This is a genomic window from Agrobacterium sp. 22-223-1 (genome assembly GCF_053522385.1).
Genome location: NZ_JBNWCN010000007.1, coordinates 202,068 through 226,913, shown reverse-complemented (window position 1 = coordinate 226,913; position 24,846 = coordinate 202,068). Strand labels below are relative to the sequence as shown.

Below are 24,846 nucleotides of genomic sequence, written 5' to 3'. Positions count from 1 at the left end.
TCCAGCCCGGTGCGGCTTTCACCCATCGAGGAGGTTCCCATGAAAGTCTATCTTCTGTCCCTCGGCGCCGGCCTGCTGGTCGGCATCGTTTACAGCCTGCTCAATGTGCGTTCTCCCGCACCGCCCGTCATCGCTCTCGTCGGCCTGCTCGGCATCCTGGTTGGGGAGCAGATCATTCCTTTCGCGAAGACGATCGCCGGCAAGGAACCGGCCGTCGTTTCGTGGATCAACCAGATCAAGCCGCACATGTTCGGCCATATGCCGAAGGGTGGCGCTGAAACCACGGGTCTCGCCGAAGTCAAACAGCCGACCGAGCGGGAGAGAAGCTGATGCCGACACGACGCACCTTCCTTGGCGCGGCTTCGAGCCTTGCCTTTCCGAATCTGTTTTCACCGGCTAAGGCCGCTGATCCCATCAAGACCGGAGGTTCTTCCATGCATCCAGATACGATCCTGCACAATGGCCGCTTCACGACGCTCGACCGCGGCAATCCGAATGCAACGGCAGTCGCCATCAAGGACGGCCTGTTTCTGGAGGTGGGAAGCGATGCCGAAGTCATGGCCCTTGCCGGGCCGGACACGAAGATCATCGACCTGAAGGGCAAGCGGGTTCTGCCCGGCCTGATCGACAACCACACCCACGTCGTGCGCGGCGGCCTGAACTTCAACATGGAACTGCGCTGGGACGGTGTGCGCTCGCTTGCCGATGCCATGGACATGCTGAAGCGTCAGGTGGCGATCACCCCGGCGCCGCAGTGGGTGCGGGTCGTCGGCGGCTTCACCGAACATCAATTCGTCGAAAAGCGCCTGCCGACCATCGAGGAGATCAATGCGGTAGCGCCGGATACGCCGGTCTTCCTGCTGCATCTTTATGACCGGGCCCTACTGAATGGCGCAGCCCTTCGCGCCGTCGGCTACACGAAGGACACGCCGAACCCGCCCGGCGGCGAGATCACTCGCGACGCGAACGGCAATCCGACCGGCCTGCTGCTCGCCAAGCCGAATGCCGGCATTCTTTATTCGACGCTTGCCAAGGGGCCGAAGCTGCCGCTCGATTATCAGGTCAATTCCACCCGCCACTTCATGCGTGAGCTGAACCGGCTGGGTGTGACCGGCGTGATCGATGCGGGCGGCGGCTTCCAGAATTATCCTGATGACTACGAGGTGATCCAGAAACTGTCGGATGAGAACCAGATGACGGTTCGGCTGGCCTACAATCTCTTCACGCAGAAGCCGAAACAGGAGAAGGAAGATTTCCTCAACTGGACGTCATCGGTCAAATACAAGCAGGGCAACGACTATTTCCGGCACAATGGCGCAGGCGAAATGCTGGTCTTTTCCGCTGCCGATTTTGAGGATTTCCGCCAGTCGCGGCCGGACATGCCGCCGGAAATGGAAGGTGAGCTCGAAGACGTCGTCCGGATTCTGGCGGAAAACCGCTGGCCGTGGCGTCTGCACGCCACCTATGACGAGACGATTTCGCGGGCGCTGGATGTCTTCGAAAAGGTCAACCGGGATATCCCGCTCGAAGGCTTGAACTGGTTCTTCGATCATGCCGAAACCATCTCCGACCGCTCCATCGACCGCATTGCCGCCCTCGGTGGCGGCATCGCCACCCAGCACCGCATGGCCTATCAGGGCGAATATTTCGTCGAGCGTTACGGTCAGGGCGTGGCGGAAGCCACACCGCCGATTGCGCGGATGCTGGAAAAGGGCGTGAACGTTTCGGCCGGCACGGATGCAACGCGCGTCGCCTCCTATAATCCATGGGTGTCGCTGTTCTGGATGGTGACGGGCAAGACGGTCGGCGGCATGCAGCTTTATCCGCGCGCCAATTGCCTCGACCGCGAGACGGCGCTGCGCATGTGGACCGAAAAAGTCACCTGGTTCTCGAATGAGGAAGGCAAGAAGGGCCGCATCGAAAAAGGCCAGTTCGCCGATCTCGTGGTGCCGGACAAGGATTATTTCTCCTGCGCGGAAGATGAAATCTCCTTCCTCACCTCGGAACTGACCATGGTGGGCGGCAAGGTCGTTTATGGCGCCGGTGACTTCAGAACGTTGGATGAAAGCAATATTCCGCCGGCGATGCCCGACTGGTCGCCTGTGCGAACCTTCGGCGGTTATGCCGCCTGGGGTGAGCCGCAGGGCGCTGGAAAGAACTCGCTCAGACGCGCAGCCATCACCTCCTGCGGCTGCGCCAATGATTGCGGCGTTCACGGTCACGACCATGCCGGCGCATGGACGTCGAAATTGCCGATTGCCGATCTGAAGGGCTTTTTCGGAGCGCTGGGCTGCTCCTGCTGGGCAGTCTGAGCTGCGGCCAGCAGAAGATCCACCGGGCAGCGGATCGCCGCTGCCCGGCCTCCCGGGAACGGGATTATGTTGCAAATTACGCAATTATATCGAAACTATTGATGCAATTGTTGGCGGCAATCCTTTGCGCCAATATCGCTCCATCAGATGAACGCAGCGCCGCTCGAACCGACCGGCCAGATCGCAGGAGCAGAAAATGACCGAGCCATCTTCAACCCTTCGCCTTCGCGGGCTTCTCGCGGATATCGTTGCCGCACCCGTCACAAAAACCCTTGCGCTTCTGGCGCTCTGCTCGGCCTATATTCAGGGGCCGCTGACCAAGATTTTCGACTTTTCCGGCGCGATTGCCGAGATGAACCATTTTGGCCTCCAGCCGGCGGTCGCATTCGCTGTCGTCGTCATCCTGTTCGAACTCACCGCCTCCGCTCTGGTGGTGTCGGGCTTCCTGCGCTGGGCCGGTGCTCTGGCGCTTGCAGGCTTCACGCTTCTCGCCACCTTCATCGCTCTCCGCTTCTGGGAAATGGCGCCCGGCATGGACCGCATGATGGCCACCAACGCCTTCTTCGAGCATCTTGGCCTTGCCGGTGCCTTCATCATCGTCGCTGCAATCGATCTCACGAAAGGAACAGGCAAATGAGTGCTGCAAAATCCTCCGCGAGCAGCTTTGCTCCCCTTGCACAACCGGTTTTCGCGGTCCTCTGGGCGGCGACGGTGCTTGGCAATACCGGCAGCTTCATGCGCGATGTCGCCAGTTCATGGCTGATGACCGATCTTTCGGCCTCGCCGGCGGCCGTCGCCATGGTCCAGGCGGCCGGAACCCTGCCGATCTTTCTTCTGGCAATCCCGGCCGGCGTGCTGACCGATATTCTCGACCGCCGCAAGTTCCTGATCGCCGTGCAGCTTCTGCTGGCCTCGGTCAGCGTTACCCTCATGGTTCTTTCCCATACCGGCCTGTTGTCCGTCAGCGCGCTGATCGGGCTTACTTTCCTCGGCGGCATCGGCGCTGCGCTGATGGGGCCGACCTGGCAGGCCATTGTGCCGGAACTGGTGAAGCGTGAGGATATCAAGAGCGCCGTGGCGCTGAACTCGCTGGGCATCAATATCGCCCGCTCCATCGGTCCCGCCGCCGGCGGCATTCTGCTTGCGGCCTTCGGGGCGGCCTTCACCTATGGCGCCGATGTCGCAAGCTATTTCGTGGTCATTGCCGCCCTTTTATGGTGGCCGCGGGCAAAGAACGCCAACGATGCTTTGGCGGAAGGTTTCTTCGGCGCATTCCGGGCGGGCCTTCGTTATACCCGCGCCAGCCGGCCGCTGCATGTCGTCCTGTTGCGGGCTGCGATCTTCTTTGCATTCGCCAGTGCCGTCTGGGCGCTGTTGCCTCTGATCGCCCGGCAATTGCTCGGCGGAGATGCAAGCTTCTACGGTATCCTGCTCGGTGCTGTCGGGGCCGGCGCCATCGGCGGTGCGCTGGTCATGCCGAAGCTGCGCGAACGGTTCGATGCCGATGCCCTGCTGCTGGGTGCGGCTCTCACCACCGCTCTCGTCATGGCCGGGCTGTCCTTCGCGCCGCCAAAGTGGCTTGCAATCGTCATCCTGCTGTTTCTCGGCGGTGCCTGGATCACGGCGCTGACGACGCTGAATGGCGCGGCCCAGGCGATCTTGCCGAACTGGGTGCGGGGCCGCGGTCTCGCCGTCTATCTCACCGTCTTCAACGGCGCGATGACAGCGGGCAGCATCGGCTGGGGTGCGGTGGGTGAAGCGGCGGGCGTGCCCGGCACGCTGCTCATCGGTGCGGCAGGCCTTTTCATTGCCGGTCTCATCATGCACCGCCTGAAACTGCCTGCCGGCGATGCGGATATGGTGCCGTCCAACCATTGGCCCGAACCGCTCGTGGCCGAGCCGGTAGCCCATGATCGCGGCCCGGTTCTGATCCTCATCGAATATAATGTCGAAAAACATCACCGCTCCGCTTTCCTGCATGCACTGGATGAGCTTTCCCAGGAGCGTCGCCGCGACGGCGCCTATGGCTGGGGCGTGACGGAGGACTCCGCCGATCCGCAGAAGATCGTCGAATGGTTCATGGTGGAATCCTGGGCCGAGCACCTGCGCCAGCACAAGCGGGTTTCCCACGCGGATGCGGATTTGCAGGGCAAGGTGCTGGCTTATCATTCTGGGCTGGAAAAGCCGGTGGTGCGGCACTTCCTCACAATCAACCGGCCGGGGAAGGCGTAAAACGGAAAGGGGCCGAAAAGGCCCCTTTTTCGTTGTTGCCATGCGATTGTCCGATTATTGCGTGATCCGCTCCAGCACACGGCTCAGTGCATCTTTCAGCGCCCCTGAGCCGCCCTTGCCGTCGAAATCCAGCAGCACCTGCTCGTTGAGGCCGCCCTTGGTGGCGAATTCACGGCTGAGATCGATGAAATCCGTCCTGCTGCCGGCAAGCAGGGCCACCTCGGACAGGCCGGCAAAGAGGGGCGCGAGATAAGCGCGCCCCTTTTCTTCCGGCAGACCTTTCTCGGCAAGCCATTCCGTCGTCGTTTGCATGATGCCGAAATAGGTGGCCATCAAAGCGCTGGCGGCGGCCAGAAGATCGTATTCCGCCTTGGTTTCGCATTCCACCGCATTGCCGAGCACGTTGAAGATGGCAGCCGTATCCGTATCGGCAGGATAAATGGCTGTGACGCCCTTGCGCCGGGCAACGAAGGGCAGCGGGATCGCCTGGCTGAGACGCAAATCCGCGCCGATCCACTCCAGAAGCGCCTCGCGGCCGGTTGCGGCAACGACGCTGACGATCTTCTGCCCGTCCCGAAACCGCAGGGGCCGGATGACTTCTTCAGCGATCTGCGGCCGGATAGCCAGCATGACGGTATCGCAGCCATCGACGATTGCCTGATTGTCGCCGGAGACGATCACCTGCGGGAAATCGGCGGCAAGCCTCGCGGAAATATCGGCACTGCGCTGGGACACCATGACATGCGGCACGGCGGCAGGTCTGGCGAGCAGGCCCCTGACCATCGCATCGGTGATGGCTCCTGTTCCGATAAAACCGATTTTCTGGGGAAGTGACATGATTGCTCCACTACGGCGTTTCGCGTGATGCTAATTTTTCCGTCCGGAATTGTCGACAAGCAGAGGGGTAAATTTGCGGTCGAGGCGGAGCCGGGACCCGTTGAATGCCGGCTGATCGATACGGTCATGGACCGGAACACGGCCAATCAGGCGCCGTAAAATCAATGCGCATCCTTCCCGGTGTGCGTTTCTTCCAGTCCCAGTATCGCCGGCCATGCCGGTGCTGCACGCTCTGACATGACCTCGATATGGCGCAGCGAGGTGAGACCGAATTCTTCCGGGTGCAGGGTTCTGCGGTTGACGCTTCCCTGCGGGAAAACATCGGCATAACGCCAGACGGCGGCGGGCGGCACCACCACATCGTCCGCCATCGTCATCATGCGCAGATCGAAGCGGGTGGCGGAAAAATCCGGTTCTGGCAGCGATTTGCCGATATCGCGCCGGAAGAAATCCCTGCTCGTGCACCAGCGCCGCCATTGCCAGTAGATTCCGGCGGGCAGATCCGCACCCAGCAGCAGCCTTCGGCCGGGAAGATAGCCCGCGAGTGTCGTGCTGACAGGCCCGAGCAGATACCAGAAGGCGATGACCGTGGGCCGATAGGTCCATGGATGATCGCTGACATGGGCAAAGCCCGAACCGATGGTGATGACACGCTCAACCCGTTCGTCATGGCGTCGAAAAGGAAATGTCAGTCCGCCGAGGGAATGGCCGAGCAGCCAGAGGGGGCCTTCCGGTGCTATCTCGCAAAGTGCGGCCTCGGCTGCCGTCTGGTCGGCAACTCCCCAGTCGGCCATCGTGGCCCGGCTTTCGCGGACGGGGCGTTGTCGGGATGCGCCGAAATCGCGATAATCATAGGTCAGGACACCGATGCCTTGAGCGGCCGCCCATGTGGCGAAGGCGCGATAATAACGCGCCGGAACACCTGTTGCGCCGTGAAGGACAAGATGCGCGCGGGCTGGCCCCCTGGGCGGAAAGAACCGGCCGGCGAGCCTGTGCCCTTCCGAAACAATGTCGATCTCCCGGCTCTCTGCAATATCAGTCATCCATCCCTTCCTCCTCCTGGACCGTTTGGTCTAATAACATCTCTGGACCAAACGGTCTACAGCGCTTAAAACAGGCGAATGGACGAAAGCAAGAACCGCCACGCTCTGATACGGGCCACCTCCGCGCTGTTTCGGCGGCGCGGTTATGCGGGTGTGGGGCTGGCTGAAATTCTAGCGGAGACGGGCCTGCCGAAAGGCTCTCTCTATTATCATTTTCCCGGTGGCAAGGAGCAGCTTGCCGCCGAGGCGACGCGCTGGGCGGGCCGGAAGGTGGCTGAGCTGATCGACGCGAGTTTCGAGGACGCGGAGAGCTTCGCTTCGGGCTCGGTGGCGCTGTGCCGTGCGATAGCCCGCCTCTCGCAGGAAAATGGCCGCATCATGGGTTGTCCGGTGCTCAGCATCATTCAGGCCGGCGATGAAAAGCCCGATTTGCGCCAGATCGGTGCGGATGTGCTCAATGACTGGACCACAAGGATCGCAGCTCAGGCAAGGCGCCTGAGCAGTCACGATCCGCAGACCGATGCCGAAAGACTAGTGATCGGGCTGCAGGGCGCGTGGGTTGTTTCGCTGGCCCGTCAGAACCTGACATCGTTCGAAACGCTGGAGAGCAGCCTGCTACAGTCTGCCTAGGCGTATGCCGGTGCGTTTTCACGCAGAGGCCTGATCGGAGCCATCGGTGCTTCTGATTACTGAATGCTGCGGAGTAAATGAAAAGCGCGGCCGCCTTCAGGCTGACCGCGCTTGTTGTCGTAGAAGAGAATAGGACTTTTACGTCTCTTTAGTCTGCTGCTTTCCCGGTGTCGGCTGATCCGTGGCGTTCGCGATTGATGCAGCCAACAGAGCCTGTGTCGGGTCCGTACCCTTGAAGCCGGCCTGTGCAAGGATTTCGTCTAGAACCGGCTTTTGCGCAGTGAAGCTGAGAAGCTGGCTTGAAAGATCGCCGAGGCCATTGCCGTTTTTGACGTCGCCGCCGCCACCGAGGGCGCCGGCCAGATTACCGGCGCTGAAGATGCGGATATCGGAGATCTTTTCGATGGGTTTCATCGCCTCGGAAAGTGCTTCGGGAATGATGGCGATCCTTGCACGGGCGAGTTCGAATGCGATGATGTCGCCCGATAGCGCATTGCGTGCATCGTTCTTTGCGCGTTCCGCCTGCGCCTCTGCATCGCCGAGAGCGATGACGCCTTCGGCACGGATTTTCGCGGCCTGTGCCTCGGCTTCGGCGCCGATCTTGGTGGCGGCAGCCAGGTTTTCGGCGGCTTGCCGTTCGGCTTCCGCCTTTACCGTGATGGCCGTCGCTTCCTGCTCTGCCGCCTTGCGGGCGTCGATCACGGCGATGCGCTTGGCGCGTTCGGCGATTTCCACTTCGCGGGCTGTTGCCACCTGTTCTTCCGCAGTGATGGCGGAAGCCTTGGCTTCGTCCGCCTTGGCGCGGGCAGCCTGTTCCTGCTCCACCTTCTGCGCCACGGCGATAGCGGCTTCGATTCGCGCCGTTTCGGTGATTTTGCGCGCTTCCGCCTCGCGTTCGGCAATACCGCGCTCGGCTTCGATGCGGGCAGTTTCACGCGCCTGACGGGCTTGGGCATCCCGTTCGGCGATGCCGCGTTCCGTATCGAGCTTTGCCGTTTCCTCGTTGAGGCGGGCCGCCTGCTCGGCCCTTGCCGCTTCCGCCCGCGTTTCCGCCGTCTTGTTGGCGATATCGCGCTCCTGCGTCAGTTCCGCATCGCGCTGTTCGCGTTCGATGGTCAAGCGTCGCAGCACCGCTTCGCGGTCCTTCGTGGCAATTTCGACTTCGTTGTCGCGGACGATCTGGTTGCGTTCGCGTTTACGCTCTTCGGTGATCCGGGTGAGCGCCGTCAGGCCCTCCGCGTCGAACGAGTTGTTGGGGTTGAAGTGCTTGATATCGGTTTGATCGAGGCGTGTCAGCGAGACCGATTCCAGTTCCAGACCGTTGGACTGCAGATCGTGCGCGACGGCCGCCTGCACGGATTTGACGAATTCGGCACGCTGCTCCTGAAGATCGCGCAGCGACATGGTGGCTGCAACCGAGCGCAAACCATCGACAAATTTCGCTTCGACCAGTGACTTCAGCGCATCGGCATCATTTGTCCGGTCGCCGAGTGTCTGGGCGGCAAGTGCGATGTTTTCTGCATCGGGTTTAACCCGCACGTAAAATTCGGCGGTGATGTCGGCCCGCATGCGATCTTTAGTGATCAGGGATTCATGTTCGGATCTTTTCACTTCCAGTCGCAATGTGCTGAGAGAGACCCAGGAATAGGAATGGAAGATCGGCAGGATGATGGCGCCGCCATCGAGAACGACTTTCTTACCGCCGAGGCCGGTCCTTACATAGGCTTTGTCGCGTGTCGACCGCGTGTAGAGCGATGTCATGATGATGCCGATGACGACGATGGCCGTGACGATGGCCCCCGCAATCAGGCTCAAAGAAAAGAAATCCATGGTGAGTTAGCCCCTATGATGCCCGCTATGGTGAGTTTCCAGGTCCGGCGGTACGGGAATGGCCTGAAAAAGCCCATCCGCACCGTCGACGATCAATACCTGCGCACCCGTATCGATCGTGTGACCGGATGCAGCCTGGGTGCGCAGGAAGTGAATATTCTCGTGCCGGTCCTTGACCCGCACGGTGCCGGGCTTGCCCTGATCGAGAGGCCCGATGGTGACAGTGCCCACAAGTCCCAGAAAATCGGTCTGCTCGAGCGCGTTTGTCTCATCGCGTGGAATGACCTTCGCAACGGTGCGGCTGAGTGACCGCGTGGCCGGCAGGGCGGCGGCAAAGGCACCGGTCATGGCCAGATAGGGCGGCAAGGGCCCGAGCGGCGTTGCGGAAGCGATCCCCTGAATGAAGAACCCGGCGACGGAAAAAGCCGAGAGCAGGATGACCGCCAGAACAAGAAGCGGCACGCCGCCCGCATTAAGCCAGGACATCCAGCTGCCGAGTAACCCCGCCTCGGCATCGCCGGGCGCGTGGTAACTGAAGTTGTCGTCAAGCAGTCCCGAAGCCGATACACCAAGAAGGACCGAGAGGAGTTCGACGATGCCGAGGCCGAAGACCGTCAGCAAGGCGATCCAGAAGGGAGCAGTGCCTGGCTGGACAATGCTCTCCATCAGCGCTGCCCCTCACGAAATGCCTTGAGTCGTGCTTCGATGGCGCTCTGGCGCTGCATCCGGCCGAGTTCTTCAACCTCCGCCGTTCCGTTATTGGGCTTGGCGGGGGTGCCGGTTACTCTTTCGATGGCGTCGAGCGCGTCAGCCAGACGGCGGTCGTTGCGCTGGGACGGGGTCGTATCGGTTGCCGGTGCGATGCGTTCGGCGCGCTTGGCGTCCTCAAGCCGCTTTTGCGCATCCGCCTTTGCGGAAGCGATGCTGCGCAATGTAGTTTCCGCCTCGGCAATTTCGGCAGCGTTCTCGAGAATCGCCTTGTTCAGCGCTTCCCGTTGCGCTTCCAGATCGATCTGCAGCCCGGTTGCCGCGCGGGCCAAATCCTCGCGGCCGTTTTCAAGTCCGATCCTGATCTTGTCGTCGAGGTCGCGAATTTCTTCGTCTAGATCGGCGGCCTTGGCTTTCAGGCGATGGCCGGCTGCGACCGCCACGCCAAGCGCGGATCGGGCCTCATCGGCGATCTGAGCGATTTCCCGCACCGCCTGCTGCGCTACCGCAACCGGATTGGACGCCTCCGCCGCATCGACAGCGTTGTTCATGACACCGGCGATGACACGCCCGAGTCGCCCAAGAATACCTTCATTGTTCATCGAAGCCTCCCTGTTTGGTTGAAAGCCGGTTTTTATTCCGGCATGGATGCTGATGGTTTCGCCCTCGAACACGAGGCGCGCTTCTGAAAAGTCATTCCAGCCGTCGTGATAGCCACGAACTGTATAGGGCACCACGACGCGGCCCGAGAGGGTGGCGATGCTCACCGTATCCGGCCCCTTGACCGAAAAGAGCTTGCTGTCGAGCGGAATGTCCCGCACCGGTTCCTGTGGATCGCGCTGGCTATGGTCGCGCAGAGCCAGCGTCACCATGCGGGAAGGAAGGCTGGTCTTGACCCTGATCTCTTCATAAGCTGCCGCATGCAAGGCGACGAGATTGGCGCCTTCAGTCCGGTCAAGGATCGCCATCGCCCGCCGATAGGCAAGGAGCGTCTCTTCGAGAGAAGAGCGGTTTCCCTCCGAGAGATTCAGTGCCAGGACAACGTTGGACAAAAGTTTCGTGCTCATACGAAATATATAAAGCACTTCATTTGTGCTTTCAAGATGCGGCCCATGCGAAATGAAAGGCTGGTTCATGAAAAAAGCAATCCTATTCGACTGCGAGTTCCTCTGCCTGGAAGGTTCCCAGCGCAGGTTCTGGTGTGCGGCTCATGATCCCGATCCGGTTATTGCGCAGATTGGTGCCGTCAGGCTTGGGCTGGAGGGCGATTTTCCGCTTCTGGGGACCTATAAGACCTACATATGTCCGGTCGACCGTCATGGCGAAAGATATGCGATCGATCCGTTCTTCACCGGGCTGACGGGGATCACCGGGGAGATCATCGAAGCGGAAGGCGTTCCCTTGCAGGAGGCCCTTTCAAGCTTCGACAGCTTCACGGAAGGTGCCCAATGCTGGTCATGGGGCAAGGACGAGTTGAATATGGTGGCGATCAGCTGTTATGTCGCCGGCATCCAGCCGCCCATCCCTGCCGGGTGTTTCGACAATGCCGTCAAACTTCTGCTTGCAGCGGGAATGCCGGTGGAGGATCTGGCAAAAACGCCGAGCAACAGACTGGCCGACTATTACGGCGTCGAGCATCCGCCATTGCAGGGGCACGATGCGCTCGACGATGCGCTTTCGGTTTCCTATACGCTGCAACATCTGCTGAGGGGCGGAAAACTGACGCCGGAAGCGTTCGGCGTTTAGCCGGTGTCAGACGGATTGCGTCACGATCCCGGCCGATGTTCGCGAAAGGCGGCGGCGAGCGTGCGCAAGGCTTCCCGGGATCTGCTGTCCGTCAGGGTGGAGAACATGATGATTTCCGTGGAGGGCAGGGGCGGCAGGCCAAAACGCTGGCTGACCTCCACGGTGCCGGGCGGTGCAAGGCGGGAAGAGAAGGCGGAAACCGCAAGCCCGGCCGAGACGGCGGCGGTCACCATCGACGATGTGCCGCCAAGAAACACCTCCGTCCACGCAATCGCAGCCGCGTCGAGGGCACGGGTGGCGATGTCACGCACGCCACAGGCGGGCGAGAGCGCCGCCAGCCGCAGCGGTTCACCCTGGCGGTGTTCGAATTGCGGGGTTGCATACCAGCCGAAATGTTCCGGCCCGAGCACCTCGCCGTCGCGCCGGTCGTCCTCGCGCCGGATGATTGCCGCATCGATCTCCCCACGGTCGAAGGCGTCCAGCAGGGATCGGGAATGATCCATGCGCACTTCGATCGTAAGCCCGGGGTCGTGGTCGTTGAGACGTGCAAGAAGGGTCGGAACCTCCGGTCCCGCCACATGGGCGGCAATGCCAAGGCCGAAGCGGCGGCGCGGGGAGGAAAGACCCGCCAGCGCCCGGTCATGCGCGGCGAGAAACTCGCGGGCAGGCGCCAGAAATACCGCGCCCTGCGCTGAAAGCCGTACTGAGCGCGGCGTGCGTTCGAGCAACCGCTGGCCGAGCCTGTCTTCCAGTCGTTTGAGCTTGACGCTGATAGCGCCCTGGGTGGTGCCGAGCGCTTCGGCAGCACGGGTGAAGCTCTGCATATCGGCGATGGTAACGAAGGCTTCGACGGCCTCCACATCCAGCGTGCTCATATCGATTATTCCAATTTGTTGTCTCTGAAATAGCCAATCATCCAATTCAGTTATGGTCAAGCTTTGTCTAGCGTGCCTCCTCCACAGATCGGTTTTCGCAGTTGCGGGCCGACCCATGAAAGGCTGAAGAATGACCGTTGTCGTTACCGCACCAGCAAGCAGCAGAAGCGCCATGGCGCTTGCTGCCGTTTGTCTCTCCGCCCTGATGTTCGGACTGGAAATTTCCAGCGTTCCGGCGATCCTGCCAACACTCGAACAGGTGCTGCATGCGGATTTCCGCCAGCTTCAGTGGATCATGAACGCCTATACCATCGGCGTGACGATGGTGCTCATGGCGACGGGGGCGCTGGCAGATCGCTTCGGCCGCAAACGTGTCTTTATCGCCAGCATCGTCGCTTTCGCGCTTTCCTCTCTGGCCTGCGGAATGACGGAAAACGTCTCGGTGCTGATCGGCGCCCGTTTCCTTCAGGGGCTGAGCGGCGGGGCGATGCTGGTGTGCCAGATCTCCATCCTGTCGCATCAGTTCCGCACGGCCCGCGAACGCGGCATGGCGTTCGGCTGGTGGGGCATCGTCTCGGGCGTTGGGCTTGGTTTCGGCCCGATCATCGGCGGCGCCATCGTTGCGCTGTGGAGCTGGGAATGGGTGTTCCTCGTTCACGTCGTGCTTGGCGCGGGAACATGGCTGCTTGCCGTGGGTGGCGTCGGAGAATCGCGCGATCCGGAAGCGGCGCGTCTCGATCTTGCCGGCATGGTGACCCTTTCGGCCGCCGTTTTTTGCCTTGCCTTTTTCATCACGCAGGGACCTGCGCTCGGTTTTGTGAGCCCGGCGGCGCTTCTGATCCTCGGCGTCGCGGCTGCGAGCTTCATCGCCTTCGTGATTGCTGAAAAGCTTAGTTCAAGACCGATGTTCGACTTCTCCGTGTTCCGCATCAGGCCTTTTTCCGGGGCGATCATCGGTTCGGCGGCGATGAATATCAGCTTCTGGCCGTTCATGATCTATCTGCCGATCTGGTTTCAGGCGGGCCTCGGTTATGACAGCGTCACCGCCGGCCTCGGCCTGCTTGCCTATACGCTGCCGGCGCTGGTGATGCCGCCGCTGGCGGAGCGCCTGTCGCTGCGCTACCAGCCGCGCCTCGTCATTCCGGCCGGGCTGTTCACCATCGGCCTCGGTTTCATGCTGATGAAATTGGGAAGCGGCATCGAAAATGCGAGCTGGCTCACCATGCTGCCCGGCTGCATCCTCGCCGGTATCGGGCTCGGGCTGACCAATACGCCTGTTACCAACACCACCACGGGAGCGGTTTCCGCCGCCCGTTCCGGCATGGCTTCGGGCATCGACATGAGCGCACGGATGATTTCGCTCGCCATCAACATCCCGATCATGGGCTTTATTCTGGTCGAGGGCGTCCGGGCTTCGCTTCGGGCGAACCTGCAGTCCGGTGCGGATGTGCATGAATTGCAGTCGCTGGCGGAAAAGATCGCGGCGGGAACTGCCGGCGCCTCGGCGCAGGGCGTTTCGGAAGAACTCGTCCATCGGGCGCTTGCGGATGGGTTCGGCCTCGTCATGCTCTATGCCGGCATCAGTGTCTGGCTGCTCGCCGCCATCAGCTTCATGATCTTCGGCCCGGCGCGAAAGCCTGCCCAAGGTTAGGGCGATGGCTGCAAAGGGAAGGCTATTTCCTTCGCCCCAGCAGGATCATGAGCAGCGGCGCGCCGACGAGAGCGGAAACCAGGCCGGCGGGCAATTGGTAGGGAAAGGCTGCCATTCGCCCCACCCAGTCGGCAAGCACCATCAGGCAGCCGGCGGCGAGTGCTGCGGCGATGAGATGCGGGCCGGCGCGGCGAAATCCGATTTCGCGGGCAAGGTGCGGCCCCATCAGCCCGGCAAAACTCAAGGGGCCGATGATGAGCGTCGCCGCCGCCGTCATGGCGGCCGCGAGAATGAACAGCGCGGCCCGTGCCGAAGGAACATGGACGCCGAGCTCCCGCGCCGCGCCCGCGCCGAGCGGCAGCAGAGTAAGCCACCGATGCGCCAGAATGGCCATGGTTGCGAAAACCACCGCGCAGACGGCCGCGATCCGGGCGGTGAAACCATCGACGAGATAGGTCGAGCCTCCCATCGAGCGAATGATCATCATGGCGCGCGGGTCGCCGCCGGCCGCCAGCACGCCGATCACCGCGTCAAGCATGGCCGTCAGCACCACGCCGGTCAGAAGAACCCGCTCGGGCGTGAAGCCGGACCTGAGGCCGAGCGACAGGATGGCGAAAAGAACCGCGGCGGCGCCGGCGCTCGCAAAACCCAGTTGCAGCATCGGCCCGGAGGCGGTGAAGGCGAAAAGCGCGACGGCCATGCCCAGCGTTGCACCGGCTGAAACGCCAAGCACTTCCGGGCTTGCTATCTCGTTGCCGGTCAGGCGCTGGAGAATGGCGCCGGCTGCACCAAGCAGGCTCCCGGCTGCGAAGGCCGCGACGACCCGCGGCCAGCGATAGGGTAGGATTTCGCTCCATTCACCGACGGGCAGCAAACCCCAGCTTCCATCCGGCGCGCGGCCGAAAAGAATGGCGGCCGTTACGCCCGCAGCCAGCAGGCTAACGAAAGACAGGACCATGATGGGGGAAAGGCGACGCTGTTTAACGATGCCCGGCGGCGGAGCGGGCAATTCCCTCTGCATGGCTCTCAGGCGGGGCAGCAGAAACAGCACCAGCGGCGCGCCGAACAGGGCCGTCATGGCGCCGGTCGGTATCAGCCCGCCGGTGATATCCGAAAGGCGTTTGACGATTTCGTCCGTCAGAAGCAGCAGCCCTGCGCCGATGAGCGGAGACCAGAGGATTTGCTGGGCGATGCGCCGGGCGCCCGCAAGCCGCGCTATGGCGGGTGCGACAAGGCCGACGAAACCGATGACGCCGACGGCGCTGGTGACAAGCGCGGCCAAGGAGACCGCGATCGATACCGCAAGAACCCGCAGCCGCACGACGGAAAGGCCGAGCGCTCCGGCGCTGACATCCCCCAGTTCCATCAGCGATAAAGGCCGCATGATCAGCCCGGCAAGCGCGGCCAGGACCACAATTTTCGGAAAGAGGGTGACGGGAACGGCCCAGCTTTGCAAAGACAGCGACCCCGCACCCCAGATGAACAGGCCGCTCAGATACCGTTCGTTGAGAAGGACGAGAATGGCCGAGGCGGCGGCACACCAGATGCCGATCATCAGGCCGGCGAGGACGAGCGACAGCGGTGAGAATCCGCGTCTTGCGCCGATGGAAAACACCGCAAGGGCGGCCAATGCGCTGCCTGCCATCGCCACCACATCGCGGCTGATGCCTTCCAGGGTGGGAAAGGCGAACATGGTTGCGGCAACGGCAAGATTGGCGCCCGCTGAAATGCCGAGCGTCGAGGGCGAGGCGAGGGGGTTGCGCAAGGCCTGCTGCAACAATGCGCCGGCCAGAGCCAGTGCAGCGCCCGCCAGAAGCGCCGTCGCCATGCGCGGCAGGGTGGAATAGAGCAGCATGAGCCGCTCAACATCATATTGCGCACCGTCGCCGCTCAATCGATGCAGATCCGGCCAGATATCGCTGACGGCAAAGATGGCGCCGAGGAGGAAGAGGCTGGCGGCAACACCAGCGGGGGTGAGGAGGCGCAGGAGGACCGGCGGCATCAGGCGTGGCTTTCCAGATGCTCGGTCACCAGACGGGCAAACCGCATGGCTTCCTGCACCATGCCGAACATCAGCACGCCGGGAAGGGTGGAGACCCGGCCCGCCCGGACGAACGGTAGATTGCTCCAGAGCGGGCTTTGATCGAGCCGCGAGAGAATGTCGGGCGGCGTCAGCGGTTCGAAGGCGATGAGCCGGGCATCCGCCGAAAGGACGGCCAGCGCCTCCAGCGCGATGGTTTCGAACCCCCAATAATTGGTCTTTCCCGGCCAGGCATTGGCAAGACCGATCTTTTCCATGGCGCCCTGATAAAGACCGGGGCCGCCATAGACCCGCGCATGGCGCTCATCCATGAAATTGATGACGGCGACCGGCGGCGGCCGCAATTTTTCAAGCCTGCGGCGGCAATCGGCAAAGCAGGCTTCGGCCCGTGAGAGGAAATCCTCTCCCCGCTGTTCCCTGTTGAGGGCTGCGGCAAGCTTGCGGGTCGCGGCGTAGGAGGCCGTCAGGGCGTCGCTCTCCGGTGTATAGATGGAAAATTCCATCACCGGAGCGATCGACTGTAGTTTCGGGGTAAGCGAGGCAAGGAAAGGCGTTGACAGAATGACGTCGGGCTTCAGCCTCGCCAGCACTTCGAAATTGATTTCGGCGGTCAAGCCGAGGTCGGCCACGCCTTCCGGCATGGCAGGCTCCACCATCCATGTGTCCCAGTCGGCGCGTGCGGCGATGGCCGCCGGCGCGGTGCCGAGCGCGAGCAGGGTGGAGGCAAGCCCGTAATCGAGCGAGACGATGCCACCCTTCGGCATCGCCGTTTTCGCCACGCTCTGCCATGGCAGGGTAAGCGCTGCGGCCATCAGCAGGCGGCGAGTGGGCGAATGGTCAGGCATCGTGCGTGTCCCGGGTTTGTCCGCAGGGCAGAGGACAGCTTGCGCCGCATCCGCCAATGGTGGGGATCATGTATCGCAGGCAGCAAACGCGCCTGTTGCCCTTAACCACCATGCCGGACATGGGATTACGGCTGCCATCCGGCCACAGGGCATCGTCGATAACCGCCCGGCAGGCGCGTGCGAGCGCCGGATCGGCCTGCGCCTCGATTTCCCCGATGATCCACGACAGATAGACGGCGGCATTGTTCCACAGCAATTTGGGAGCAAGTTTCGCAGCCCTGGCGATGGAGGGGATGAGTGCCGCGAGGTGATCGCGCAGAAGCCCATGCAGATCTTCGGGCGCGGATGCTTCGCCGACCTGATCGCCGGCATGGGGGAGCAGGAATGCGACGGGAAGGGCGTTTTCCGGATCGATGATCACGCTCAGATCGCCGAGATCCAGGGGCAGGCGCCGGCCGTGCACGAGGCGGCAGACGGTGGGCGTGATGGTCAGCAGGCTGAAATAATAAAGTGTCCAGAGCGATGCCGCGGCCCTCGGGTCGGCGTCCGGATGGGCAGCGTTGTGGCGGGTCATCAAGCCGCAAAAAACATCTTCGCAGGCAAGCTGCCGGCAGGGCAGAACCTCCGCACCGCAGGGCGGTGCAAGCAGGAACTTGTCCGTGCAATAGCCGAAAGAGCCGACGGACGCGAAGTCCGGCAGCCCTTCATGCGCCGATTGCAGGCAGGGCGCCATGGTCTTCGCCACGCGCCCCGCCACCGGGTTGCAGCCTGCGGTCGCCACGGTTACCAGCGATATTTCAGGGACGCCGTGATGTTCCTGCCCTGCCCGAGATAGCAATAACCGTCCGTGCAGGCGACGTTGCGGTCGTCGGCGATGTTGCGGACGTTGAAGGACGCGACGAGGCCGTCATAATCCTTGTCGAGCGCCCCGAAATCATAGGAAAGAGCGGCGTCGAGATAGATGGCGGCATCGTTCTTCGCGATGTTTTTGGTGCTGGTATAGCTTTCACCGACATAGCGCAGGCCCGCTCCGGCCGAGAGGCCATGGAGAGGCGTATCTTCCTGGAACGTGTAGTTCGCCCAGAGAGAGGCCACATGGGTCGGCACCGAGGAAGGTGTATTGCCGGCGTCGTCGCCCGCCGTGATCCTGGAGTGGGTGTAGCTATAGGCGGCGATCACATCCCAGCCGGCGGCGATATTGGCCTTCGCCTCCAGTTCGAAGCCCTTGTTGGTCACTTCGCCGAGCGAGCGGAATATCAGGCCGGCGGGATCGATCGCCACGGGCTTGTTCTTTTCCGCCAGATGATAGGCGACCGCCGAAAGCATGATGTCTGTTCCGGGCGGCTGATACTTCACGCCCAGTTCGAACTGCTCGCCTTCGGTGGGCTTGAGCGTTTCGCCGGTGGCGGAAAGTTTGGTAACCGGATCGAAGGAGGTGGCATAGCTGAAGAAGGGCGAAACGCCGTTGTCAAAGGCATAGAGTGCGCCTGCCTGAACGGTGAAGGCGTCCTTCTGCACGTCTTCGGTCACAGGCCCCTGCCGGGTCTGGTCCACCCAGGTCTGCCGGCCGCCGAGGGTGAAACGCCATTTGTCCAGTTCCATCTGGTCGAGGGCGTAAAGCCCGATCTGCCGCAGATCGGCTTCCGACTGATAGGCGCTGTAGGCGGGTGTTGGCCCGGAGAAACCGTAGCGCGGATTGGCGATATCGAAGTCGAAGGCGGAGCCGCCGGATGCATAACCATAGGCGAATGAAGACTTCACATTGCTGTAGTCTAGGCCGGTCAGCAACGTATGGGAAACGGGGCCGGTATCGAAGCTCCATTCAAGCTGGTTGTCGGCCTGGAAGGCCTTCATGTCGTCGCGGATCGCCCAGGGATCGCGATGGGCGACGGTGCCGGTCCAGCTCGATACGCTGAGATAACGGCTGCGCAGATCCATATGCGAATAACGCAGATTCTGCCTGAAGGTCAGGGTATCGTTGAATTCGTGCTCGAAATTATAGCCCACCTGCTGCTGGCGGATCTTCTGGTAGTCGTAGTCGGGATCGCTTCCACGCAGCCGCAGGACATTGCCGGCCGGATCGGTCAGTGCCGCGACCGAAGCGTCGGTTTCGGTGGACTGGATGAGCCCGTAAACGGTGAGGCTGGTCTGGTCGGACGGCTTCCAGGTAAAGGACGGCTGAAGGAAATAACGGTCGTCGGCAATATCGAAATTGGTGTCGCCGGCGCGCGCCAGTCCGACCACGCGGTATGACAATGTGCCGTCAGCGTCTATCGTGTCGCCGACATCGAAGGCGGCCTGCTTGCGGGTTTCCGTGCCGTAAAGCGCCTCAACCTCGCGGATGCGCGTGCCGTTTGCGAGCTTCGACGTCTTGTTGACGATGCCGGCGGGCGTGCCTGCGCCATAAAGCACGGAGATCGGGCCACGGACGATTTCTACACGCTCCAGCGAATAGGGATCGGTGCGGAACATGCCGTAGTTCAAATAGGGCTGACGCAGCCCGTCCTTGTAGTCGCCCATGGTGGTGGCGTCGTAACCGCGAATATAGATCTGGTCGAAGCGCGGGTCGAAGCCGGCGGCGGTGCCGGTGGTGACGCCGGCGGAATAACGCACGGCCTCGATGATGTCCTGCACGCCGCGCTGCTGCATTTCCTTTTTGGTGACGACCGCAACCGAGCGGGGCGTCTCGATGAGCGGCGTATCGAGCTTGGTGGCGCCGGAGCTGTTCTTGGCCGCCACGGTGGCGTTGTCACCGCCGCCCCTGTTGCCTGTCAGTTCGATGGGCTGGAGCAGGGTGGAGCCCGCAACCGGCGCTGCGGCGGCGCCAGGGTTGCTGAGCCGCACGGTGTTGGCGCTGGTGAAGGTGTAGGAAAGGCCGGTTCCGGCAAGCAGGCGCGTGAGGGCATCCTTGCGGCTGAATGCGCCCGTGACACCCGCCGTCCTCACCGTGGCCGGAATTTCGCCGTTAAACACGACATCGACGCCGGTGATGGAGGAATAACGCACCAGCGCGGTCGAGAGCGGCTGCGGCGCGATTGAAAATTGCAGCGCGCTTGCCTGCGTCGCCGTCTGCGCGGCCGCCGGCAGAGGGCCAGTCAGGGCAAGGCCGGCGACGGTGGCGAGAAGCAGGATACGAAATGATCCGGTTGCTGAATGACGGTGGCTGAAATGATTTTTACGCTTAGACACGGTAATATACCTTCCCCTGCTCCTGTTGCCGCAATGACGGCCTCAAAACACGAGTACGATTCCGTTTGCGCAAAACCTCGGTCCCCGGACAATTTTTTTTTAGCGCGTGTGCAGGCGACGCCCCTGAAGTGTTTTCGCATTTCCGGACGGAGAACCGCGCGCCGCTTTTCCTTGAAATGCTCTAGCGCTGGCGGATGACCGACAGCCAGGGGGAATAATCGGTGACCGTGACGGGCAGGCCCTCTTCGAGGATTTGCCCGATTTTTTCCCGGCGTCTGACATCGACGATCATCGTCACCGGCTGTCTGCCGAGCGCATCGCCCAGAACGATCATGCGGCCGCGACGCCATTGCTCCAGTCGCGCGACGACCTCTTTGAGGGGCGTCGAGATGAAGACCAGCTTGCCCTGCCGCCACGCAAGCCGCGTTTCGATATCGGTTGCTTCGGGTCGCGAGAGAACACCGTCCCGGTAGGAGATGCTGTAACCGGCCTCCACCGCCTGCCGCGACTGTCTGGCGGCGACCTCGACGGCATGTTCGGCCACCGAAACCGAGACGGAGGAACCCGCGCGACAGACGGAGAAGGCGGTGCCGAGCGCCGTGGTCACCAGGTCTTCCGTAATGACGGAAAATGGCCGGTTCCGATCCGGCGCGACACGGAAGAACGCCTCACCCGACAGCAGCGTGATCTGCCGCCGCTGCGGGGTGAAATTCACGGAAATGGCGCTCGATGTGGAAAGCTCGACGGTCGAACCGTCGGAAAGTGCGATGCTGCGGGTCTCGCCAATCGCGGTTTCATAGTCACCCGCCGGGCGCGTCGCCTGCCAGGCTGCGGCTCCGACGCCACCGATCAGCAGAAGTCCCGCCGCGCCGTTTTTCAGCAACCGACGGCGGCCAAGCGGCTGCGCCTGTCCAAGCTGCGGCGCCATGCCGGCACCGAGCCATATGCGCTCGATATCGGCATAGGCGCGTGCATGCCGCTCATCCGCCTCGATCCAGCGCCGGAATTCGCTTTCGTCGGCTGCGGTGGCGCCGGGTTCCAGAAAATGCACAAACCAGCTTGCCGCCGCATGCGCTATTGCGGCTTCGTCACCTTGGGCTGCGGTTTCGCGGCCGGCCGGCGTCTCCGCGCTCGCATCCTTGCCCGCGGCCACCTTCATCTCTCGCCCGGCGGCGTCATGCCGGTCTTCAGCTTTTCAAGAGCGGTGACCATATGGCCGAAAGCGGTTTTCGGCGAAATATGCAGCCGCTGGCCGATTTCCACGAAGGTCAGGCCTTCGATGCGCGAAAGCAGGAACACGTCCCGGCATCGCGGCGGCAGGGCATCGACGAGCATTTGCAGGCGTTCCAGCTCCTGCCGCCCGATCATGCAGGTTTCCTGCGTAGGCGAGGGATCGGCGACGAAAGCAAGATGTTCGATGCCGGTAAAGACCGGGGCGATACGCTTGCGCCGCTCATGGTCTATGGCAAGGTTTCTGCCGGTGATGATGACATAACCGCAAAGATCGCCCGTGAGGCCCAGCAGTTTCCGCCGCTCCCACAATCGCAGGAACGTGTCCTGCACGAGATCGAAGGTGGTCGCGTGGCAACGCACGCGGTGATAGATCGCCGCGGCAAGCTTGCTCTTCACATTCAAAAACGCGTCCAGAAGATCCGGGCTGTCAATTTGCTGCATGGTCTCTGGATAACACCGGCCATCCGCGCGCAGCAAGACGGCCGAGCCGATAAAGATGATTTTTTTTATCATATTTATTAGCTGTAACTTTCGCACCACGATGCGGTGCGAAAATATGGGCACGGGTGGAGCCTCCCGACCCTTCCCCGCAAGACTTTCTCCACGATGTCCCTAGGCGCTTTCGTTTGCCTTGCTCTCGCGGAAGCGTTTGCCGAGGTTGAAAAAAGACAATTTCATGTGGCTGCGCTTGTCTCTCCCCTCGAGGCTGGAGAATGGCACTTCGAAACCGAATGTCTTGTCCGGTTCGCCGGAGCGTTCCCGCCAGAAGGCATCGATGTCTGAAACCATCATTTTTTGCCGCCGGGCGCGACGGTAGCGGATGGGGTGTCTGGAATGGGCGACAGCGAAGTAGCTGAGCGCACCCTCGCAGGCGAGACCTTGCAGAACCATCAGCGTTGCTTCCTTGGGGCGAAGTCCCGAGAGATCGCGCGTCACCGACACCATTTGCTCTTTTGCGGCGCGCGGACCCTGCATGCCTCCAACGACAATCGTGTGGTGCTGCGTTTCGCATCCTTCCAGAAAAGTAAAAGTCGCCGTCCACAAAACGGTGTTGTCATGGTCGCGCACGAGCCTGACAGCAAAAGCGCCCTCGTGCCGGCCGCCGCAACGATCCGCCAACGCCAGAATGCATCGATATTCATCGTTCCGGCCGCGAAGGGTGCCCATGTCCATGGTTTTTCCCGTCCACAGCCCGGCCGTGGTGCTCCTGGGAAAATGCCGGTCCGCAATTGCGAAATTGTCCATGAGAAAAGCCAGCCGTCTCTTCCGGGAAACTTTATTGATCAGGAATTTCGACAGCGGTTTTTGGAGAAGGTCGTCATGCGGGAGCTGTAATTCTCGCTCCGCTGAAAACCCGGCCAGAAACCACCACCATCGAAAGGTGACCAATGGATCGGCTGCAAAACGCAGCCAGAAAAGGACGGTCCGCTTCCAGTGGGCACGTCCGGCAAAGGTCATAATTCTCCGGATCAACAAAAAATGAGGTGTTTCCGAAACCGTCTGGACCACCTCATCGGTGACCGGGCGTTTCTCTGCCAGAACGGCAGCATCTTGAATGCGCGACATACATGGGCTTCCGGCAGAACATGAGCGTTCAGCCGGGGCATGCGCCGGAATTGTCGAGATTCTGTCGGGAAACAGCCTGTCTTCCATGAAGACCGGTTCGTTGCCGCAACGGATTGCCCGCGGAAATCTTTCAGGGCGTTTGCGCGAAGAGAACCGTCACGATGGTTCCGCCGTCCGGTCGTGTCTTTATCTGCAGATCGCTGTCATGCGCCCGTGCGATTGCGCGGGCAATCGACAGGCCGAGCCCCGTGCCACCGGTTTTGCGCGCGCGTGACGGTTCCATCCGCCAGAAGAGTTCGATGCCGTGCGCCTCGACGCCGGGGGGAAAGCCCGGTCCCTTATCCTCGATCGTGACGAAGGGACGCCCATCCTGAAGCCCGGTCGAACAGCGCAGAAACTTGCCACTCGCCGCGTAGCGGCGCACATTGTCCATCAGGATCAGCAGCAACTGCCGAAGGCGTTGGCGGTCGCCGCAAATGGGAGCGGGCTCCAGCGACATATCAATATCGATGCCGGCCTCATCCATCAGCGGCCGCGCCGCTTCAGCCACGGCCGCGCATTCGGCGGCAAGATCAAGCGGCTGCGTGTCTTTGACGAGGCTGTTGGTTTCCGCCAGGGAAAGTGTGCGCAAATCATCGACAAGACGCGCCAGCCCTTCCACATGGACGATGAGGTGGCGAATGGCTTGCTTGTCGAGGGGAAAGACGTCATCCGCGATGCCGTGCAAACGGCCCTGCAGGATCGTCAGCGGGGTGCGCAATTCGTGGGCCACCGCCATCGTGTTGAACTTCAGCCGGCGCTCCATCATCTGAAGTTCCCGCGTCAGACTCTCGAAACTGTCGACCAGAAATGCGACTTCGGCGATGGGGCTCGCCTTGATCTTTGCGCCTCCGCTGAAATCGCCGGTCGCCATGCGCCGTGCAGCGTCTGCAAGTTCGCCGAGAGGTGCTGCAATGCGCCGCGAGATGAAGTAACCGAGCAAGCTGCACAGAAGGACGCCGAGCAATCCGAAGACGAACACCGATTTGATAAGCTCGTTATCCGCCTCGTCCTCCAGGCCCGGCAAAACCTCGATAAGGGCCTGAAGCTGGCGCTGGTCCGGCATCACGCCCCGGTCGATATCCGAGAAGGCCTTGGAGGCATCGGGCGAAAGCTGGGCGATGATGCGCTCTTCAATATTGTCCGCATACCAGGAAACGCCGAAATAGACCAACGCGACGGCAAAGATGAGCATCGTGGTGATCGTGATCGCCGTCATCGTGCGCAGGCGCAGTCGCCAGAGTTTCATGGTTTCTGCTCCCCGGCCAGCCGATAACCGACGCTGCGCACCGAGACCAGATAACCGCAGGCGCCATGATCCGCCAGTTTCTTGCGCAGATTGGCGATGTGCGTGTCGATGGTGCGCGCCAGCGCATCGCTTTCCGGCAGGCAGGCATCCAGAATATCGGCGCGCTGAAAGGCGTGGGTGGGGCGGCGCGTCATATGGGCGAGTATCCTGAACTCGCTCAGCGTCAGGGGCAGAACGGTCCGTCCCCCATCGCCGCAAACGGCCGCGACATAGGCTTCGGTGTCCACTTCGATGGCCCCGAAGCGCAAGACCCCGCCGGCGGCCGGCTGTCGCGTGCGTTTCAGCACGGCATTCACCCGCGCGATCAATTCGTGGGGATTGAAAGGTTTGACGATGTAATCGTCAGCGCCGAGGCGAAGGCCGGTCAGCTTGTCCATATCCTCCGCAAGAGAGGTGACCATGATGACAGGCGTATCCCGTTCCCGCCGGATGCGGTTCAACACCTCGATGCCATCGAACTTCGGCAGGCGAATGTCGAGCAGAACCAGATCCGGTCTCAACATGGAGAAATGCGTCAGCGCTATTTCTCCGTCGCTCGCCCTGACGGTTCTGTATCCTTCGCGAATGAGATAGGCGTCCAGAATCTGAATAATATCGGGGTCGTCTTCGACGATCAGAATAAGCCCTTTGTCCATACTCGATCCGCAAATCTGCTTCTGTAAGCCGTGGTAACGCCGGGACGCTAAGCGGATGCGAAACATCGGGCAAGAGCCTCCATCCCCGAATAAACACTATCGGTGCCGCTTTCCTTGCAGTCTTG

General features: G+C 61.8%; 22 protein-coding genes. 7 read left to right on the top strand and 15 right to left on the bottom strand.

Features of this window, described 5'->3' with window-relative positions:
- Positions 1-39: 39 nt before the first annotated feature.
- The 4 genes from ACQZ60_RS23715 (at position 40) to ACQZ60_RS23700 (ending at position 4,544) form a co-directional block, all read left to right on the top strand.
- Positions 40-330, top strand: coding sequence for a XapX domain-containing protein (locus ACQZ60_RS23715; RefSeq protein ID WP_003523921.1), 291 nt, complete (start codon positions 40-42; stop codon positions 328-330).
- A complete protein-coding gene (locus ACQZ60_RS23710; RefSeq protein WP_448736261.1) occupies positions 330-2,312 on the top strand; it encodes an amidohydrolase in 1,983 nt (660 codons plus the stop codon). Before ACQZ60_RS23715 ends, ACQZ60_RS23710 begins: the two co-directional genes overlap by 1 nt.
- A gap of 196 nt (positions 2,313-2,508) precedes the next feature.
- The gene (locus ACQZ60_RS23705; RefSeq protein WP_448736260.1) at positions 2,509-2,949 is read left to right on the top strand and encodes a DoxX family protein; all 441 of its coding nucleotides are present in this window, start codon (positions 2,509-2,511) and stop codon (positions 2,947-2,949) included.
- Entirely contained in the window at positions 2,946-4,544 is a 1,599-nt protein-coding gene (locus ACQZ60_RS23700; protein WP_448736259.1) for an MFS transporter, read from the top strand. The genes ACQZ60_RS23705 and ACQZ60_RS23700 overlap by 4 nt, the downstream gene beginning before the upstream one ends.
- A gap of 54 nt (positions 4,545-4,598) precedes the next feature.
- On the opposite strand, the gene ACQZ60_RS23695 is transcribed toward ACQZ60_RS23700, so the two are convergent.
- Both ACQZ60_RS23695 and ACQZ60_RS23690 read right to left on the bottom strand, forming a co-directional pair.
- Entirely contained in the window at positions 4,599-5,381 is a 783-nt protein-coding gene (locus ACQZ60_RS23695) for a pyrroline-5-carboxylate reductase (RefSeq protein ID WP_448736258.1), read from the bottom strand.
- 161 nt (positions 5,382-5,542) lie between these two features.
- A complete protein-coding gene (locus ACQZ60_RS23690) occupies positions 5,543-6,424 on the bottom strand; it encodes an alpha/beta hydrolase family protein (RefSeq protein WP_448736257.1) in 882 nt (293 codons plus the stop codon).
- A 78-nt stretch (positions 6,425-6,502) separates the two neighbouring features.
- Between ACQZ60_RS23690 and ACQZ60_RS23685 the strand changes: the two genes are divergently transcribed.
- Positions 6,503-7,054, top strand: coding sequence for a TetR/AcrR family transcriptional regulator (locus ACQZ60_RS23685; protein WP_448736256.1), 552 nt, complete (start codon positions 6,503-6,505; stop codon positions 7,052-7,054).
- A 138-nt stretch (positions 7,055-7,192) separates the two neighbouring features.
- On the opposite strand, the gene ACQZ60_RS23680 is transcribed toward ACQZ60_RS23685, so the two are convergent.
- Genes ACQZ60_RS23680 through ACQZ60_RS23670 form a run of 3 tightly spaced genes read right to left on the bottom strand, consistent with a single transcriptional unit; the run spans position 7,193 to position 10,644 of the window.
- Positions 7,193-8,884: a flotillin family protein gene (locus tag ACQZ60_RS23680; protein WP_448736255.1), complete on the bottom strand. Its 1,692-nt coding sequence runs from the start codon at positions 8,882-8,884 to the stop codon at positions 7,193-7,195.
- A gap of 6 nt (positions 8,885-8,890) precedes the next feature.
- On the bottom strand, positions 8,891-9,550 hold the full coding sequence (locus tag ACQZ60_RS23675) for an OB-fold-containig protein (protein ID WP_448736254.1): 660 nt from the start codon (positions 9,548-9,550) through the stop codon (positions 8,891-8,893).
- A complete protein-coding gene (locus ACQZ60_RS23670; protein ID WP_137396280.1) occupies positions 9,550-10,644 on the bottom strand; it encodes a PspA/IM30 family protein in 1,095 nt (364 codons plus the stop codon). Before ACQZ60_RS23670 ends, ACQZ60_RS23675 begins: the two co-directional genes overlap by 1 nt.
- 82 nt (positions 10,645-10,726) lie before the next feature.
- Between ACQZ60_RS23670 and ACQZ60_RS23665 the strand changes: the two genes are divergently transcribed.
- Complete coding sequence (locus ACQZ60_RS23665; protein ID WP_448736253.1) at positions 10,727-11,338, top strand: 3'-5' exonuclease; 612 nt, start codon at positions 10,727-10,729, stop codon at positions 11,336-11,338.
- A 20-nt stretch (positions 11,339-11,358) separates the two neighbouring features.
- Here the strand turns inward: ACQZ60_RS23665 and ACQZ60_RS23660 are convergent, their stop codons facing one another.
- Complete coding sequence (locus ACQZ60_RS23660) at positions 11,359-12,213, bottom strand: LysR family transcriptional regulator (protein WP_003522061.1); 855 nt, start codon at positions 12,211-12,213, stop codon at positions 11,359-11,361.
- A gap of 130 nt (positions 12,214-12,343) precedes the next feature.
- Between ACQZ60_RS23660 and ACQZ60_RS23655 the strand changes: the two genes are divergently transcribed.
- Positions 12,344-13,864 (top strand): MFS transporter, encoded by a 1,521-nt coding sequence (locus tag ACQZ60_RS23655; RefSeq protein WP_448736252.1) that lies wholly within the window; start codon positions 12,344-12,346, stop codon positions 13,862-13,864.
- A 22-nt stretch (positions 13,865-13,886) separates the two neighbouring features.
- On the opposite strand, the gene fhuB is transcribed toward ACQZ60_RS23655, so the two are convergent.
- The 9 genes from fhuB to ACQZ60_RS23610 all read right to left on the bottom strand — a co-directional run bounded on the left by fhuB (position 13,887) and on the right by ACQZ60_RS23610 (position 24,721).
- Complete coding sequence (gene fhuB / locus ACQZ60_RS23650) at positions 13,887-15,866, bottom strand: Fe(3+)-hydroxamate ABC transporter permease FhuB (protein ID WP_448736251.1); 1,980 nt, start codon at positions 15,864-15,866, stop codon at positions 13,887-13,889.
- The gene (locus tag ACQZ60_RS23645) at positions 15,866-16,750 is read right to left on the bottom strand and encodes an iron-siderophore ABC transporter substrate-binding protein (protein WP_448736250.1); all 885 of its coding nucleotides are present in this window, start codon (positions 16,748-16,750) and stop codon (positions 15,866-15,868) included. Before ACQZ60_RS23645 ends, fhuB begins: the two co-directional genes overlap by 1 nt.
- Complete coding sequence (gene fhuF, locus ACQZ60_RS23640; RefSeq protein WP_448736249.1) at positions 16,743-17,531, bottom strand: siderophore-iron reductase FhuF; 789 nt, start codon at positions 17,529-17,531, stop codon at positions 16,743-16,745. Before fhuF ends, ACQZ60_RS23645 begins: the two co-directional genes overlap by 8 nt.
- Before the next feature lie 2 nt (positions 17,532-17,533).
- Positions 17,534-19,939: a TonB-dependent siderophore receptor gene (locus ACQZ60_RS23635; protein ID WP_448736248.1), complete on the bottom strand. Its 2,406-nt coding sequence runs from the start codon at positions 19,937-19,939 to the stop codon at positions 17,534-17,536.
- Between the two features lie 181 nt (positions 19,940-20,120).
- Positions 20,121-21,098: a FecR family protein gene (locus ACQZ60_RS23630; protein ID WP_448736247.1), complete on the bottom strand. Its 978-nt coding sequence runs from the start codon at positions 21,096-21,098 to the stop codon at positions 20,121-20,123.
- The gene (locus ACQZ60_RS23625) at positions 21,095-21,613 is read right to left on the bottom strand and encodes an RNA polymerase sigma factor (RefSeq protein ID WP_035264557.1); all 519 of its coding nucleotides are present in this window, start codon (positions 21,611-21,613) and stop codon (positions 21,095-21,097) included. Before ACQZ60_RS23625 ends, ACQZ60_RS23630 begins: the two co-directional genes overlap by 4 nt.
- Positions 21,614-21,784: 171 nt before the next feature.
- Positions 21,785-22,738 (bottom strand): DUF535 family protein, encoded by a 954-nt coding sequence (locus tag ACQZ60_RS23620; protein WP_448736246.1) that lies wholly within the window; start codon positions 22,736-22,738, stop codon positions 21,785-21,787.
- 130 nt (positions 22,739-22,868) lie between these two features.
- Positions 22,869-24,026: an ATP-binding protein gene (locus ACQZ60_RS23615; protein ID WP_448736245.1), complete on the bottom strand. Its 1,158-nt coding sequence runs from the start codon at positions 24,024-24,026 to the stop codon at positions 22,869-22,871.
- A complete protein-coding gene (locus ACQZ60_RS23610) occupies positions 24,023-24,721 on the bottom strand; it encodes a response regulator (protein ID WP_003522071.1) in 699 nt (232 codons plus the stop codon). The genes ACQZ60_RS23615 and ACQZ60_RS23610 overlap by 4 nt, the downstream gene beginning before the upstream one ends.
- Positions 24,722-24,846: the final 125 nt, after the last annotated feature.